A 15,327-nucleotide genomic window follows, 5' to 3' on the forward strand; every position below is an offset into this window, starting at 1 on the left:
CTTTCGTGACCCCACCCGCTCGCCGAGATGGCACACCGGACAAGAAGCAGAGCAAACGCTCTGGCGGCTACCGGTCTTCTGTTCGTGGCTACAAGCCAGGATCATCCCGCCCAAACACCCGCCAGCAGCCTCAAAAGAAGGATGAGATCCTTCTTTCCAACGCCAAGCCTGCTAAGAAGCAAAACGTAAAAGCCGATGACGATTGGTCACAGGGCTTTCTCAACCGCAATGATTCAAACGGAACCCGCCTGCAAAAGGTTCTTGCCCAAGCAGGTGTGGCGTCACGTCGTCATGCAGAAATCCTGATTGATCAGGGTCGTGTTGAGGTCAATGATCGTATCGTCACCACCCAAGGTGTGCGCGTTGATCCTCAAAGTGATGTCATCCGTGTTGATGGCGTGCGCATCCACATCAATGACGACCTGGAGTACTTTGTGCTCAATAAACCACGCGGCATGCATTCGACCATGAGCGATGAACTTGGTCGTTCATGCGTGGGTGACCTGGTTAGTGAGAAGACGGCTTCTGGTCAGCGTCTTTTCCACGTCGGCCGCCTTGACGCAGATACTGAAGGTTTGTTGTTGCTTACCAATGATGGTGAATTGGCGAACCGTTTGATGCACCCTAAGTATCAGGTCTCTAAGACGTACCTTGCCACTGTTCGTGGTGAGGCTACCAACAAGCTCATTAGCGCTTTGCGCGATGGCGTGGAGTTGGAAGATGGTCCAGCAAAGGCAGACTACGCGCAGATTATTGACGTGTTCCAAGGAAAGTCTTTGCTGCGCGTGGAAATTCATGAAGGCCGCAAGCACATTGTGCGTCGTCTGTTCGATGAACTTGGTTTCCCAGTTGAACGCCTCGTGCGCACCAAGTTGCACACGGTTCAATTGGGTGATCAAAAGCCAGGGTCACTTCGTGCGTTGAACTCTTCTGAGCTGACCAGTTTGTACAAGGCGGTCCAGCTGTGACAGATATTTCCAACATGCCTGCCGGTGGCTTGATTGTGGCAATTGATGGTCCTTCAGGCACTGGAAAATCCACCACGTCACGCGCGCTGGCAACCCGACTTTCGGCCAAGTACCTAGATACTGGGGCGATGTACCGCGTCGCAACGCTTCATGTCCTTAATCAAGGCATTGATCCAGCTGACACGGATGCCGTGATTGCTGCAACAGCGGTGTTGCCATTGGCAATCTCTGATGATCCAGCGTCCACGGAAGTGTTGCTTGCTGGTGTCGACGTGCAAAAAGAAATCCGCGAAAGCGATGTCACCCAGCACGTTTCCGCTGTATCGGCGATCCCTGAGGTGCGCGAAAACCTTGTTGCGCTCCAACGCGCGCTCGCATCCAAAGCGCATCGCTGCATCGTCGAGGGACGCGATATCGGAACAGCAGTGCTTGTCGACGCACCCCTCAAGGCATACCTCACCGCCTCAGCGGAAGTCCGCGCCCGCAGGCGCTTTGACCAAGACACTGCAGCTGGCCGCGACGTAAATTTCGATGCAGTTTTAGCAGACGTTATGCGTCGCGATGAACTTGATTCCACACGCGCAGCCTCACCGTTAAAACCGGCTGATGACGCGCACATAGTAGATACCTCTGATATGACCATGGATGAAGTACTCGATCACCTCATCCACTTAGTGGAAGCCTCCGCTGAAAGGAGCAACCAGTGACTGAAAAGCACAATTTCCCTGGTGAAGAGGACGACACCGTATTCGTCTACCACACCCACAAGGGTGAAATGGATGTCGAAGGTGCGTTTGCCGATGAAGAAGAACTAGCTCCACACGGTGGTTGGGCTTCTGCAGATTTCGACCCTGCGGAATTTGGTTACGAGGACTCAGAAGAGACTTTTGACCCTGACAACTTCGATGAATCTGAATTCTCCCATCCAGATTTTGGTGAAGATTACTCAGACGAAGATTGGGAAGAAATTGAAACCGCGTTCGGTTTCAACCCCAATCACCTCGAAGAGTCGCTGTGCACCGTAGCAATCGTTGGTCGACCAAATGTGGGAAAATCAACCTTGGTGAACCGCTTTATTGGTCGTCGAGAAGCTGTTGTAGAAGATTTCCCGGGCGTTACCCGCGACCGCATTTCCTATATCTCTGATTGGGGCGGACAGCGTTTTTGGGTGCAAGACACCGGCGGATGGGATCCCAATGTAAAGGGCATCCACGCATCTATTGCACAGCAGGCAGAAGTGGCCATGAGCACTGCGGATGTCATTGTGTTTGTCGTAGACACCAAAGTGGGAATCACCGAAACTGACTCCGTAATGGCATCAAAACTGCTGCGCTCGGAAGTGCCAGTAATCTTGGTGGCCAACAAGTTTGACTCTGACAGCCAGTGGGCTGATATGGCAGAGTTTTACAGCCTTGGTCTTGGTGATCCATACCCTGTGTCTGCCCAGCATGGTCGTGGTGGCGCAGACGTTTTGGATAAGATTCTTGAACTCTTCCCAGAGGAGCCACGCTCCAAGTCCATCGTTGAAGGACCACGTCGTGTTGCCCTGGTAGGTAAGCCAAACGTGGGTAAGTCTTCACTGCTGAATAAATTTGCTGGTGAAACCCGCTCTGTCGTGGATAACGTTGCAGGTACTACCGTTGACCCGGTTGACTCATTGATTCAGCTGGATCAAAACCTGTGGAAGTTCGTGGACACCGCTGGTCTTCGTAAGAAGGTTAAGACTGCCTCTGGTCACGAGTACTACGCTTCGCTGCGTACCCACGGTGCCATCGATGCAGCTGAACTGTGTGTGTTGCTTATCGATTCCTCCGAACCCATCACCGAGCAAGATCAGCGTGTGCTTGCCATGATCACCGATGCTGGTAAAGCACTGGTTATTGCGTTCAACAAATGGGATCTGATGGATGAAGATCGCCGCATTGATTTGGACCGTGAACTCGATCTCCAGTTGGCACACGTGCCATGGGCAAAGCGCATTAACATCTCCGCGAAAACCGGACGAGCACTGCAGCGCCTTGAACCAGCAATGCTAGAAGCACTAGACAACTGGGATCGTCGCATCTCCACTGGACAGCTAAACACTTGGTTGCGTGAAGCAATTGCGGCGAATCCACCACCAATGCGTGGCGGACGTTTGCCTCGTGTGCTGTTTGCTACCCAGGCATCTACTCAGCCACCAGTGATCGTGCTGTTCACCACCGGATTCCTCGAAGCAGGTTACCGTCGCTACCTGGAGCGTAAGTTCCGTGAGCGTTTCGGTTTCGAAGGCACCCCAGTTCGTATCGCTGTGCGCGTTCGTGAGCGCCGCGGTAAGGGTGGAAACAAGAAGTAACCAAAATAAGTAGGAGCCTCTGTTGTTGTAACAGAGGCTCCTACTTTTGGGTGAACTATGTGAGCTTTGTATAACCCGGCTTGGGTCTAATTAGTGCTGAAATAGCTGTATGCCCCGGTGTGGATTTTGATGTTCGTGCACTTGGCGACATGAGACCAAACCAGGAGACCCAGAAATTACGGTTTCGACGTTTGTGGGTCTCCTGGTTTGGTGTATCGCGCTGAATACCAAACACAGAGACCCAGCATTTAAGTTTTTGAAGATTCTGGGTCTCCTGGTTTGGTCGCTCTCATATTTTGGTGCGACACCTGAAAAGTCATACCTCCCCAGAAGGGCTTCTAACGGGTTTTCGGAGCTTCCTGCACACCTTAGCTCATCTGAAAAACTCGAGGCGTTAAACAAGCGATAAAGGCCTCCCGCGGTTTCAGTATTTAAGCAGCGCCGAAATTATCTCCCATGCCAAAACTCTGCACTGCTCAGAGCGTTGATATGATCTTCCTCTAGTGGGATTGGCCCAAGTCGGGAGTAACCAAAAAGTAGGAGCCTCTGATGTTGCAACAGAGGCTCTTAATTTTTAGTGAACTATTTGAGCTTTGTATAAAGATCTGTTTGAAGCGTTGCAGGATCTAGCTCTGGTGATGGTTCAGTGACGTAGACTTCCCAAAACGGCGTATCAAGCACATGACCAGATGCACTCACCGCATCTAAAAATTTGGGCCACGCTTGGCCTAGTCCATCGTAGGAACCATGGTGACTGATGCGTGCGATTTTTCCACCAGGAAGCTCAGAGTTTTTCAGCACAATCCCATTGTTGGCTGAAACATCTCCATCAAGTGGTTGGTTAACTGGAATACCAACCTCAAAGCTCACGGTGTCTGTAGGAACTGAGGTATAGAGGGCAAAGCCCGGGCCAATGGGAGTGATGCCTTTAGCATTCAAAGTGGGGAAGAGCACTTGATAAGTCTCGTCGAACGCTACAGACATGATGTCCATGGGATGGTTTTCAAAGACAGCAACGACGGTGGGGATTGCGTCAGCCTCGATGATTTCAGGTTCAGCTGCTGGCGGATTCATCAGATACACGATTTAAAGCTCCCTAAAAATTGTGGGGATCTATGTCCTGCCCGCCAGGGTACCGGATCGTGAAAGCAAAAATGCATCACAGCGATAGGGAAGTTCTACGGCGACCTCTGCTTGGAAGCCTAAATGTTCGTAAAGATACCAACGCAAATTATCATCAACACGGTTTTTAATTTTTTCCGACGCGTTTAACCAATAGGATCTGGTGTGCGCTAGTTGAATGATGTCTTCTGGAGTAAGTACCTGGTTCCAGGTTGTGCGAATCTCTTTAGCAATAGACCACGGTGCTGTAATTTCTGGGGTAAACCCAGGTTTGAGTACGTCTCCTGCATGCATGATGCGGCTTAATCGGTGTACCCACGCAATTGAGGTATCCAGGTTGTTCCACACAAGTAATACTGCGCCATCAGGTGCAAGTATTCGTTCAAATTCTGCCGAGGCAGCTTTAACATCCACCCAGTGCCAGGTCTGTGCGCAGGTGATTAGGTCGACTGCACTATCTAACATGCCGGTTTGTTCTGCTGTAGCCTGCCAGCAGGGAACCGCCGGAAGGGCAGTGCGAAAGACACGGAGCATATCCATGCTCGGATCAAGGGCGAAGATTTGATCGGCAGCTAGCTCACTGGTGAGTTTTCCAGTACCTGCACCCACATCAAGGACACGGCCGTAGCCTTTAGTTAGTTCCACAACTTCAGCTGGGTAGCCTGGTCGCACGTCGTGATAGGTGGAGCTGCCTTGAGTAAAGGCACTGGCACTTGTTACTCGGTGTTTGATATCGCTAAACAGTGGGGCGTTTCTCTTTGATACCGGTGGAATGGGGGGATGGGCTGGCTCGTTCATATCGGATTTTAATCTTAGTATCCGTCGACACATTTCAGTAGCGATATATCGCTTTAATGCGCAATGGGCTACAGTATCTCTTTGTGCAAGAAACGATCCACATTGATTTAGACAGGTATAAAAACCTTCCCGGCCCCGGCGCGCGTCCCTCCAAAATGCCAGCGTTGGACGCGAAATTATGGACTTTAAAAGTGGCGCTGTCGCAGCGTCCGTGGAGCTTTGTGGCTTCTGCTGGCATGGCTGCATCATTTATCTGCAATGGTTTAACGCCTGTGCTTGTCGGTAAAGCAGTGGACGAGGCAATTGCGACTAGTGATATCCAGCGGTTGTGGTTCTGGGTTGCTATGTTGGCAATTCTTTTCTTAACTGCGATGGCAGTGAACTGGATTGCTCGGTATATGTTGGTGCGTAGCCAGCAGTTAGTTAGTCATGATCTGCGCATGATGGTGACTGATCGCATCCAGGATCCGCGTGGTTTTGCTGGCAAAGAGCGCACTGCGGGTGGTTTGTTGTCTATTGCGTCATCCGATACGCAGCGTGTGGGGGATATCGTGATGATGACTGTGTTCCCGGTGGCGGAATTGGCGTCGATTATTTATGGCGCGGTGGTGATGTACAGCATTAATCCGTGGTTGAGTCTTGCGGTGTTGATTGGTGGACCGTTGCTGGTTGTGGTGGCAATTCAGGTCTCTCGACCTTTGCAGAAGCGTTCGGGGGCGCGTCAGCAGGCGGTGGCGCAGGCTGCTGCTACAGCCACTGATGTGGTGCAGGGCTTGAGGATCTTGAAAGGTCTGGGGGCCATTGTTACTGTGCGCCGTCGGTATGAGGCGATTTCTGGTGAGGCATATCGGAAGACGGTTTATGCGGATGCTGCGGAAGCTCGGTTGAATGGTGTCACTGATGCGGCAGGCGCTATTTTTGTCTCTGCGTTGGGCATTGGTGCGGGCTTTTTGGCGCTGCATGGGCAGATGAGCATTGGTGATTTGATCACGGTTGTGGGTTTGACGCAGTTCCTCATCATGCCGATGACCATGTTGGGACGAAATGTGGCATCTAGGTGGGCGTCGGCAGAAGCATCGGCAAAGCGCATTAGGGGAGTACTGGGTGCTGATTTTGAAAGATTGTCGGAGCAGGATGAAGAGGTATCGAATGCTGTGATTGCTCAGTTGCCTACAGGTTTGACTGTGGTTCGTGGGTTAAATGAGCAGGTGATCGAAGAGTTGGAAAAGTTGCCGCGAACTCGGGTGATCGTGGCACCCCATGCAGCGGATCTTTTTGATCAAAGTGTTCGGGACAATGTGTATCCCGTGCCGGAGATCGCGGAGCAGGCAATCAAGGTTGCGTCTTGTGATGATATTCCAGGTGGCAGCTCCAAAATTGTGGGTGAAGGCGGGCGGTTGCTATCAGGTGGTCAGCGCCAGCGTGTGGCTCTTGCGCGTGCTATTGCTTTTGATCCGGAGGTTTTAGTGCTGCAGGATCCCACGACGGCGGTGGATTCTGTGACTGAGCAAAATATTGCGCAGCAGGTGGCAGCGCACAGAGCAGGCAAGGTGACCATCGTGTTTAGTGGGGCGCCAGCGTGGGGTGCTGTCGCTGATCACAATGTTGAGGCAGATCAGTTGTTGGAGGTGCGTCGATGAGTGGGGAGGCGTCGAAAAGCATGCGTTTTCCGTTGGCCAGTCTGCCGCAGGTGCGGCGTGAAGTCGCCCGGCAGGTTGGGCGCATTCCGCGGGCGAAGTGGTGGTTTTTAGTTGCGCTGGTGCTTTTAAGTGCGGGAGCTTATGCCTCGGTGTTGGTGCCGCAGGTGCTGGGGCGGATTGTTGATCTGGTCTCTGAGCGGGCTGAGGTTCGCGATTTTGTGGAACTTAGCGTTGTGCTGATCGTGGTGGCCATTGCCGGTGCGGTGTTAAGCGCATGCGGTTTTTATGTGGTGTCGCGGATTTCAGAGAAAATCATCGCGAATTTAAGGGAAGACATGGTCGGCACTGCCCTTGGGCTGCCCACCCACCAGGTTGAAGATGCAGGTTCCGGCGATTTAGTCAGTAGATCCACCGATGATGTGTCAGAGCTTTCTGCTGCGGTGACTGAGACGGTGCCCATTTTAAGTACTTCGCTGTTTACCATTGCAGCAACAATCATTGCGCTGTTTTCTTTGGATTGGCAGTTTGTGCTTGTTCCGATTGTGGTGGCACCGGTGTATTATTTCGCCTCCAAGCATTACCTGGGCAAGGCGCCGGAGCGTTATGCCGCTGAACGCGCTGCAATGGCTGAGCGGGCACGAAAGGTGTTGGAAGCGATCCGGGGCCGGGCAACAGTGCGTGCGTATTCCATGGAAGAGTCCATGCATAATCAGATCGATCAGGCATCTTGGTCGGTGGTGGTTAAAGGTATTCGCGCCCGCACCACCATGCTCATTTTGAACATGTGGATGTTTGTTGCGGAGTTTCTCATGCTGGCAGCTGCACTGGTCATTGGTTATAAATTGGTGCTTGATGATGTGCTGACCATCGGCGCTGTCACGGGTGCGGTGTTGATGATTATTCGTCTTCGCGGACCGATGAGTATGTTTATGCGCGTGCTCGATACCATCCAATCTGGTTATGCGTCCCTTGCGCGCATCGTTGGTGTGGTGGCAGATCCGCCGATCCCAGTTCCTGATAGCGGCGCGAAAGCACCTCAGGGCAAAGTGGAATTGAAAAACGTGAGTTTTAGTTATGGCGATTCCTGGGCTGTGCGTGATATCGATATCACTATTAATTCTGGTGAAACCGTCGCGCTTGTGGGCGCATCCGGCGCAGGTAAGACGACGGTTGCGGCCTTGCTCGCAGGCTTGCGGGTGCCTGATCAGGGCCAAGTGCTTGTCGACGATTTCCCCGTCTCTGAACTCTCCGACCGCGAGCGCATCGCCAGGTTGGCCATGGTCAGCCAGGAAGTTCATGTATTTTCCGGCACGCTGCGCCAAGATCTCACCCTAGCCAAACCTGATGCTACCGATGAAGAATTGGTGCATGCTCTAAAACAAGTAAATGCCCTTGACTGGTTGGAAAGCCTGCCAGAAGGTCTCGATACCGTGGTGGGGGCACGTGGTATTCAACTAGAACCTGTGGTTGCTCAGCAGCTGGCGTTGGCCAGGGTGTTGTTGCTTGATCCAGCCATTGTGATTATGGATGAGGCCACAGCAGAAGCTGGTTCTGCGGGTGCAAGCGCACTGGAAGATGCCGCAGATGCTGTCACGCAAAACCGTTCTGCATTAGTGGTTGCTCACCGACTTGATCAAGCGTCCCGGGCTGATCAGATTTTGGTGATGGATAGGGGCCACGTTGTTGAGGCCGGCACTCACCAGGAGCTTCTTGTAAAAGATGGGATATATGCCAGGTTGTGGAGTGCATGGAGTGTGGGTCGCTAGTTGACTGTTCAATGCATTGAACATTAGTATTCAGTGGCATGGATACTTCGACGGTGTTGTTTGCATTTGGACTAACCCTTTTCGCCGGATTGGCCACCGGAATCGGTGGCCTTATCGCGGTCTCACGAAAAACAGTCACCGAAGGTTTCCTCGCAGGATCACTGGGCTTCTCCGTGGGCGTGATGCTGTACGTATCCTTTGTGGAAATTCTGCCCGGCGCGTTTGATGAATTAACCAGTGTTTGGGGAGAACGCGGGGGAAGCTGGGCAGCTGTCCTGGGATTTTTCGGTGGCATCGCAGTAATCGCCATCATCGACCGGTTGGTTCCCACCGCCATCAACCCCCACGAGCCATCCACAGTGGGAGGTGCCGTCGAGGGATTTGAACGCCGCAACCGCATGATGAAAATGGGAGTTTTGACTGCAATTGCGATTGCCATTCACAACTTCCCTGAAGGTTTCGCAACTTTTCTATCCGGCCTGACAGATCCCACCATCGCCATTCCGGTAGCTGTAGCGATTGCTATTCACAATATTCCAGAAGGTATCGCAGTGGCGGTGCCGTTGCGTGAAGCAACAGGGTCGCGTCGAAAAGCATTTGGCTGGGCAACCCTCTCCGGTCTTGCTGAGCCCGCCGGCGCCATCATCGGATTCTTGCTGCTCATGCCTTTCATGGGTCCCGAAACCCTTGGCCTGTGCTTTGCTGCTGTCGCCGGCGTCATGGTGTTTATCAGCGTCGATGAACTACTGCCCACAGCAATCTCCAGCGGAAAACACCACACCGCCATCTACGGCCTCATTGCCGGCATGGCAGTCATGGCGATCAGCCTGCTGCTGTTTATCTAACGCTCAGCAGCGACCAGCATCCGGTCAATATTGGTCAACACCTCATCCACATACGCCGGATTAACGCCACGCTCCCGGCGCGCCTTTAAAAGCTCCGCCTGGGCCGCCCTGATTGCCCCGACACGCGCATGATGCGCACGACGATGCAGCTTATCGACGTTTTCCTGCATTTCATCCGCGTCAATTTCTTCTGAAATCCAGTTCTTAATAGCCAAAATCTGCTCCATCGGAACCTCGCCAGAATCCATCAAATATGCCGTCGCAGCTTTATGGGCTCTTTCGGTAAGTTCAGCGATACTTTCATCACCTGCAGCGTCAGGGCCTTGATCCAAACTGAGTTTGCGCATCAACCACGGCAACGCCAAACCCGGGCCAACCATGGTGATCAACAGGACAACCAGCGCAATGACCTGCAACTCGTGGTGATACGGGAAAATATCCTCCGGAATGGACAACACCAACGCCAACGTGACCAAACCACGCATACCCGCCCAGGTCATCAACAAAGATTCCTGCAGTCGAAGAGGTGCTCGCAACGAACTATTTGCCACGCCCTTCTTATCTATTTTCATGCGGTTGCGTTTATAAGCGAAGTACATCCACACTCCACGCACCACGATCGCCACCACTGAGAGCACAACTCCCACCACCACGGCATGCCAGAGCTCTGAACCAACCTCATCGATTGCAGTACGTACATTTAGCCCGATCAAACCAAAGGCCACTCCCGTAAACAGCACCTCGACTGTTCCCCAAAACGCCGAACCTGTGAGACGATCCTCCGCGCCAATCGATGCCCTCGAGTTCATCTCCACCGCAGCAATCACAATCGCGATAACACCGGAACCACCGATTTCCTCAGCGACAATATAAATGGCAAACGGCAAAACCCACGTAAAGGCATTCCGCGCCTCAACCGAATTCACATGATCGGTAAACCACGCAGCTGCGCGACCCACAACCAGGCCTAAAACAATCGCTGCAATACACGACCACAGAAATTCCAAAACACCAGTTGACCAGGATAGATCCTCACCTGCAACCAACGCAGCCAACGCCACATGAAACGCCACGATACTGGCGGCATCATTAAACAACCCTTCAGTCTGCAACGTGGTGGTGATCCGCTTTGGAATTCCCGCAGGCTCAGCCACTGCATCAACGGCCACCGGATCAGGCGGTGCAATAGCGGCAGCCAACATGATTGCACCCGTCAAACCAATTCCTGGAAGCAACAGCATCGTCGCACCCGTTAGCGCCGCGATCGTGCCGAAAACCAACAACACAGACATCGTGATGATCGTGGACATCTGCGATCTAATCACCGCCCACGACGATTTCCTCGCCAACGCCCACAGAAGCGGTGGAATGAAAATGGGCAAAATCAAATCGGCTGGAATGGTAAATTCCGGCAAAAACGGCAACAACGCTCCACCAGCGGCCACGATTGTCATCAAAGCAGGCCAGGGGAGTCCAGTTTTATCGCCAACTGCCACCACAATGACAGTGGCCAGCAGCAACGTAATGAGCATGAACAATATCGTCATGAATAGGTCTCTTCGGGTCAGGTTTGGAAGGAAACAGGTTCCATTTTGCGTTGATTTCGCTGCCTTGTGGGGAAGTGGAGGCTGATTAAAGGCAAGTTCACAGGAAGTGTGCAGCTAAGGGTGGTGGGATCACCTTGGAGGCCAGATTGTGTAAGGAGATCTTTATCTGATTACGTGTTTTCGTACTGGTCTATAGCAACCCGGTCGGGCTAGTGTCCTAACACCGACGTAGATGACCAAATCCATAGGCGTTTTAAAAAATCTTGGTCGCCAGATGAAATATATAGGCGTGGTTAACGCCATATCCGACCAAAGTCTTGTGCTCCGTAAGCTGCTTTGGTCGCCAGGTGAAGTGAAGCCAAAAAACCGATTGTGGGGCTAGAAAAAGTGACTCCACAGAATCGCTTCTAAGGGCCTAACAGGGCTCAAGTGATACAAGTAGTCATTCACAGAATTCAGTCGCTTAAATCAGCTGTAAAAGATGGTCGCGGATGGTACCCAAGTCGAACTTGCACTGGCGACCAAAGGCCTCAAGTTTTTCGACGGTTTTGGTCTCCCGTGCTGGTTTAGAGGTTTAGAGGCAGGAAAACCCGCGTATACGACCAAAAGACCAGAAACTTTCGGCCTTCTTGGTCATAAGTGCAGGTGTAGTTAGATCACGGTTTGCATTGGTAACCTTCGGCGACGCTGCGCTTGCTTTCGGCGCAGGGCGTTATTGATTTGCTGTAACAAGTGATTCCAGGAATCCGGATTTTCCAAAGTTTTGGCCGTTACTTCCAAAACATCCCATCCTGCATTTTTCAATGCATTCTTCCGATAAGAATCTTTTTCCCGCTGTTTGGAGGTGTAATGCCATCCACCGTTGTATTCAAGGGCTACCTGCCACATCGGATCCGCAAGATCCAAGAAATACGATTGACCTTCGTACTCGACTCGAACCTGGGGGAGGAAAGCTCGGTATCCCAGTAGATGGAGCCTAACGCGAAGGCGTGATTCCGGAGGAGACTCGGAATATGCATTGGCATACAAAGCGTGTTTCTTTAGCTTTGGTTCTTGAGCAAGCTCTTGGAATAAGTCGGGGCGTTGCCTGATCAGATGATCGATGAGAGCTACTTGGTGTTCGAAATTTTGGAGAGAATGCAGATCGAAAATATCGTGGATGGCTTGCACATCAGTAACGAGCCTAATATCACCACTGGTTAAGATGGTTTTAGGGTCAATTCGTCGAATAATTTTTCCTCGTGAACATTGTCTTTTGTTGAGATCCCCAGAAACACTGATAATCGGCATCCAGGGATCGTCAAATAGTTGGTAGCCGCGCTGTTTCAGTGCAGCATATCCGCGAAGCACTCCATTGGGGCATCGTTTAAGCAGTGCTTGTGTAACCAAATGCGGATCGTCGATCAGATCATTTTTAAGGTATATAGATCCTGAGATCTTGGTGAAAAGTTTATTGAACTTCCACCTTGAAAATTCGTGGGAAAGCTCGTGGTAGGTGACAGGCCAGAGGTAAGAATTATTGGGTTCCATACTCTAGTTAGACTGCTGATTGAGGTAAAAGGTTCCCACACGTTAGCTGTTTTTATCTGACTTTCATTACTGCCAAATGGTTTCCTTAGAAATGTATCTGCGGATTGCAGCGGTGGCTCTTCTGTTTGCAATCCGACTGGGGCAGAGTCTTAAAACTCGCATATATGACCAAATCCATAGGGCGATCAACAATCCTTGGTCAACAATGCTGGTTTACAGATAGAAATTCCGGCACCCGCGACCAAAACCTGCTCTGTAAAAGTGTTCTTGGTCGCCAGATCAAGTGAGGTGCAAAACTGAAAAAGTAGGCTAGAAAAAGTGCCCCTTCAGAATCGCTTTTAAGACGTTTGTGGATACCACGTGATACAAATGCTCAAGCGGCTTTTTCGACTTCTTAAATGGCCTGTAAAGACGGTGGTGAAAAACCACGGCTCGCTAGTTCTGAGGTACTGAGACAACATCGTGAACTCGCGGGTTTATCGCATCGAATTTTTAGTTGAACATTCACTTGGCGACCAAAGCGTCGTGGGGATAAGCACGTTTTGGTCGCCTGTGCCTAGTTTGCTCTCAAAAAATTAGCTCTGGTGACCAAAAGTGGGACCGGCCTGAAAGCTTTCGGTCCCTAGTGCTAGTTCTTACTTCTCAGAGGTGATCTTGATGGTTCCAACCTCTGCGTCATAGGTGGAGTTCATTAATGCATGCTCTGCTTCGGTGCCTAAATCCATTTGGGTAAGTGCACCGGCCCAATATCTTAAGATCCGTCCTGCTTCGCCGGCAGGATCATCAGCGATTGCATCCAGATCGATGTCAATTGTAAGTTTCATATGCGCCTCAGCCTCTTAAAGGAAAAAACCTAGGTGAGAAGTATCTTCTCACCTAGGTTAATTGTCGGGCTAACAGGATTTGAACCTGCGACCCCTACACCCCCAGTGTAGTGCGCTACCAAGCTGCGCCATAGCCCGCCGTTAAGTTCTGTCCACAAAGGGGCTGAACCAACGTCAATAGGTTACATCAGTGTGATCTGGAAAGTGAAATCGGCTGGTCATAACCTATTGCACGTGTGTGGAAGGTTTACTCAACCTCGCCCGCGGAGTACACCCAGGCGCCGTTAACCTTGCGGAATGTGGAGTCTTCTTCCTGAACGCCAGAGGCAAGCCCTTTGTAGAAGGCTTGGAATTTTACGGTGCCAGTGGAATCGAAAGGGCCGCCACCGGTGGTTTCTAGGATGTCGAGGCGGTAGAAATCAATACCCACATCAAGACCTAGTTCGCTTGGTCTGGTTTCTGGATCCCACGTATCAAGGAGATATTGAGAATCACCAACAGCGAAGGCGGTAAAACGGGAACGCATGAGGGCTTCTGCGGTGGGAGCTACCAGTTCACCAGAGTGGAAGCGGTTGCAGCAGTCGCCGTAGGTTAAACCTGTTCCGCAGGGGCAGCGCTTAGTTAAATCAATCATCTTAATTTGCCTCGTCGTCGATCAGGATTCCTTGTGCAAGGAGCTGGGTGATTGAGCAGGAATTGGATGCCGCCTTTAGTGACGCGCTTTCGGATTCGCTGAGATCACCTACCAGTTGAATTTTCCGACGCAGTTTAATCTGGCCCTGGTGAGTGGATTCTTCCTGGGAGATGGTGACTTTGACATCATTAAGCCCTTTGATGCGCTTTTCAATGGCTGCTTGTTTGATGTTTTGTGAGTTTGCAGCGGCTAAAGCAGAGACCAGCAGGGACGTGGGAGTAACGCCGAGGTTTTTACCACCTTGGGATTTATCGCGGTCGGTGATGAAGTTGTGTGCGCCGGTGCGCACTGCAGCGCCGTATTTGCTGGCTTTGATGGTGGAAGCTTCAGCGACACCTTCTGGAAGTGGGTCTCCAGTGTTTTCTGGAACAAGGTAGGGCTCGACCCAGTTGGCGATGATGCGGGCTGCGCGCTGTGCGGTGCCATCTTTGGTGAGCAAGTGATCGGCTTTGTCCAGCGTCATTAGTGATTTGGGGTAGCGAGTAACCCGGAAGATTAGCTGCGCATTGTCCACACCAACTGTTTGATCAATGGGGGAATGAACCAACAGCAGTGGCTTGCGCAATTTGCGTAGGTGTTCTTCCGGGTTGGTGTCGGCTAGATCTTCGAGGAAAGACCGTGAAATGGTGACATCGCGACCACCAAGGGTGAGGGTGACGGCCCCCTGAGCATCAACGTCAGTAATTCGATCAGCAAAGTGGAGTACTGCGTGTGCCGGGTCAAAAGGTGCACCAATTGTTGCCACTGCTTTGAGGCATGTGATTTTGGTGGCTGCTTTCAGTGATGCTGCGCCGCCTAAGGAATGCCCGATAAGTAGTTGTGGGGCTGAGTAGTTTTCAGCCAACCATTCAGACGCTGCCACGATATCGTCCACATTGGAGTTAAACGTGGTTTGTGAGAAAACGCCTTCGGATTGGCCAAGGCCTGGGAAATCAAAACGCAGGCAGGCGATGCCAGATTCGGCGAGGGTTTTACTGACTCTCGCAGCGGCTGGGGTAAACCTCGAGCCGGTGAAACAGTGGGCAAACATTGCATAGGCAATGGGTTGTGTATCTGGAAGATCTAACGTCGCAGCCATCATCAATCCTTGTGATGATGGCACCTTCACGCTAACTGAATGCACCGGGAGAATACCTTTCGACAAAGCAATTTCACCATCACTTTATGCACATCTTTCTTGCAGGTCACCCTGTGTTCACTATGTTGTTGCACAACTCTTACCCAACAATGCAATGTAGATCACGTCGTATCACCTGTG

13 protein-coding genes and 1 tRNA gene are annotated in these 15,327 nt (G+C 51.6%); 6 read left to right on the plus strand and 8 right to left on the minus strand.

Annotated elements, in window-relative coordinates:
- Window positions 1-5: 5 nt before the first annotated feature.
- The 3 genes from N24_RS07725 to der are packed head-to-tail and all read left to right on the plus strand — an operon-like array spanning window position 6 to window position 3,303.
- On the plus strand, window positions 6-968 hold the full coding sequence (locus tag N24_RS07725) for a pseudouridine synthase (RefSeq protein ID WP_096455791.1): 963 nt from the start codon (window positions 6-8) through the stop codon (window positions 966-968).
- A complete protein-coding gene (cmk, locus tag N24_RS07730; protein WP_096455793.1) occupies window positions 965-1,675 on the plus strand; it encodes a (d)CMP kinase in 711 nt (236 codons plus the stop codon). Before N24_RS07725 ends, cmk begins: the two co-directional genes overlap by 4 nt.
- Window positions 1,672-3,303 carry a ribosome biogenesis GTPase Der gene (gene der / locus N24_RS07735; protein WP_096455795.1) on the plus strand — a complete coding sequence of 544 codons (1,632 nt, stop codon included), beginning with the start codon at window positions 1,672-1,674 and terminating at the stop codon, window positions 3,301-3,303. The genes cmk and der overlap by 4 nt, the downstream gene beginning before the upstream one ends.
- A gap of 582 nt (window positions 3,304-3,885) precedes the next feature.
- Here the strand turns inward: der and N24_RS07740 are convergent.
- A complete protein-coding gene (locus tag N24_RS07740) occupies window positions 3,886-4,377 on the minus strand; it encodes a GyrI-like domain-containing protein (RefSeq protein ID WP_231910934.1) in 492 nt (163 codons plus the stop codon).
- 39 nt (window positions 4,378-4,416) lie between these two features.
- The gene (locus tag N24_RS07745) at window positions 4,417-5,223 is read right to left on the minus strand and encodes a class I SAM-dependent methyltransferase (protein WP_096455799.1); all 807 of its coding nucleotides are present in this window, start codon (window positions 5,221-5,223) and stop codon (window positions 4,417-4,419) included.
- Between the two features lie 155 nt (window positions 5,224-5,378).
- On the opposite strand from N24_RS07745, the gene N24_RS07750 reads away from it, so the two are divergent.
- The 3 genes from N24_RS07750 to zupT are packed head-to-tail and all read left to right on the plus strand — an operon-like array spanning window position 5,379 to window position 9,474.
- Complete coding sequence (locus tag N24_RS07750) at window positions 5,379-6,863, plus strand: ABC transporter transmembrane domain-containing protein (protein WP_408607602.1); 1,485 nt, start codon at window positions 5,379-5,381, stop codon at window positions 6,861-6,863.
- Between the two features lie 20 nt (window positions 6,864-6,883).
- On the plus strand, window positions 6,884-8,629 hold the full coding sequence (locus N24_RS07755) for an ABC transporter ATP-binding protein (protein ID WP_096459939.1): 1,746 nt from the start codon (window positions 6,884-6,886) through the stop codon (window positions 8,627-8,629).
- Window positions 8,630-8,667: 38 nt separating this feature from the next.
- The gene (gene zupT, locus N24_RS07760) at window positions 8,668-9,474 is read left to right on the plus strand and encodes a zinc transporter ZupT (protein WP_096455801.1); all 807 of its coding nucleotides are present in this window, start codon (window positions 8,668-8,670) and stop codon (window positions 9,472-9,474) included.
- Here the strand turns inward: zupT and N24_RS07765 are convergent.
- From N24_RS07765 to N24_RS07790, 6 genes are all read right to left on the minus strand, one after another.
- Window positions 9,471-11,021, minus strand: a complete 1,551-nt coding sequence (locus tag N24_RS07765) for a cation:proton antiporter (protein WP_096455803.1) — start codon at window positions 11,019-11,021, stop codon at window positions 9,471-9,473. The genes zupT and N24_RS07765 overlap by 4 nt on opposite strands.
- A gap of 651 nt (window positions 11,022-11,672) precedes the next feature.
- Window positions 11,673-12,551: an endonuclease domain-containing protein gene (locus tag N24_RS07770; RefSeq protein WP_096455805.1), complete on the minus strand. Its 879-nt coding sequence runs from the start codon at window positions 12,549-12,551 to the stop codon at window positions 11,673-11,675.
- Between the two features lie 635 nt (window positions 12,552-13,186).
- Entirely contained in the window at window positions 13,187-13,375 is a 189-nt protein-coding gene (locus tag N24_RS07775) for a hypothetical protein (RefSeq protein WP_096455807.1), read from the minus strand.
- A 64-nt stretch (window positions 13,376-13,439) separates the two neighbouring features.
- A tRNA-Pro gene (locus tag N24_RS07780) sits at window positions 13,440-13,513 on the minus strand.
- A gap of 109 nt (window positions 13,514-13,622) precedes the next feature.
- On the minus strand, window positions 13,623-14,009 hold the full coding sequence (locus tag N24_RS07785) for a YchJ family protein (RefSeq protein ID WP_096455809.1): 387 nt from the start codon (window positions 14,007-14,009) through the stop codon (window positions 13,623-13,625).
- Window position 14,010: 1 nt separating this feature from the next.
- Complete coding sequence (locus tag N24_RS07790) at window positions 14,011-15,150, minus strand: bifunctional alpha/beta hydrolase/OsmC family protein (RefSeq protein WP_167382171.1); 1,140 nt, start codon at window positions 15,148-15,150, stop codon at window positions 14,011-14,013.
- Window positions 15,151-15,327 lie beyond the last annotated feature (177 nt).

Origin of the sequence: Corynebacterium suranareeae (assembly GCF_002355155.1) — a bacterium.
Taxonomy (GTDB): Bacteria; Actinomycetota; Actinomycetes; order Mycobacteriales; family Mycobacteriaceae; genus Corynebacterium; species Corynebacterium suranareeae.

Excerpts from the sequence above, each read along its gene's own strand:
- N24_RS07740 (WP_231910934.1), bottom strand. The coding sequence starts at position 4,377 with ATGAATCCGCCAGCAGCTGAACCTGAAATCATCGAGGCTGACGCAATC.
- N24_RS07745 (WP_096455799.1), bottom strand. The coding sequence starts at position 5,223 with ATGAACGAGCCAGCCCATCCCCCCATTCCACCGGTATCAAAGAGAAAC.
- N24_RS07750 (WP_408607602.1), top strand. The coding sequence starts at position 5,379 with ATGCCAGCGTTGGACGCGAAATTATGGACTTTAAAAGTGGCGCTGTCG.
- N24_RS07755 (WP_096459939.1), top strand. The coding sequence starts at position 6,884 with ATGCGTTTTCCGTTGGCCAGTCTGCCGCAGGTGCGGCGTGAAGTCGCC.
- zupT (WP_096455801.1), top strand. The coding sequence starts at position 8,668 with ATGGATACTTCGACGGTGTTGTTTGCATTTGGACTAACCCTTTTCGCC.
- N24_RS07765 (WP_096455803.1), bottom strand. The coding sequence starts at position 11,021 with ATGACGATATTGTTCATGCTCATTACGTTGCTGCTGGCCACTGTCATT.
- N24_RS07770 (WP_096455805.1), bottom strand. The coding sequence starts at position 12,551 with ATGGAACCCAATAATTCTTACCTCTGGCCTGTCACCTACCACGAGCTT.
- N24_RS07775 (WP_096455807.1), bottom strand. The coding sequence starts at position 13,375 with ATGAAACTTACAATTGACATCGATCTGGATGCAATCGCTGATGATCCT.
- N24_RS07785 (WP_096455809.1), bottom strand. The coding sequence starts at position 14,009 with ATGATTGATTTAACTAAGCGCTGCCCCTGCGGAACAGGTTTAACCTAC.
- N24_RS07790 (WP_167382171.1), bottom strand. The coding sequence starts at position 15,150 with ATGATGGCTGCGACGTTAGATCTTCCAGATACACAACCCATTGCCTAT.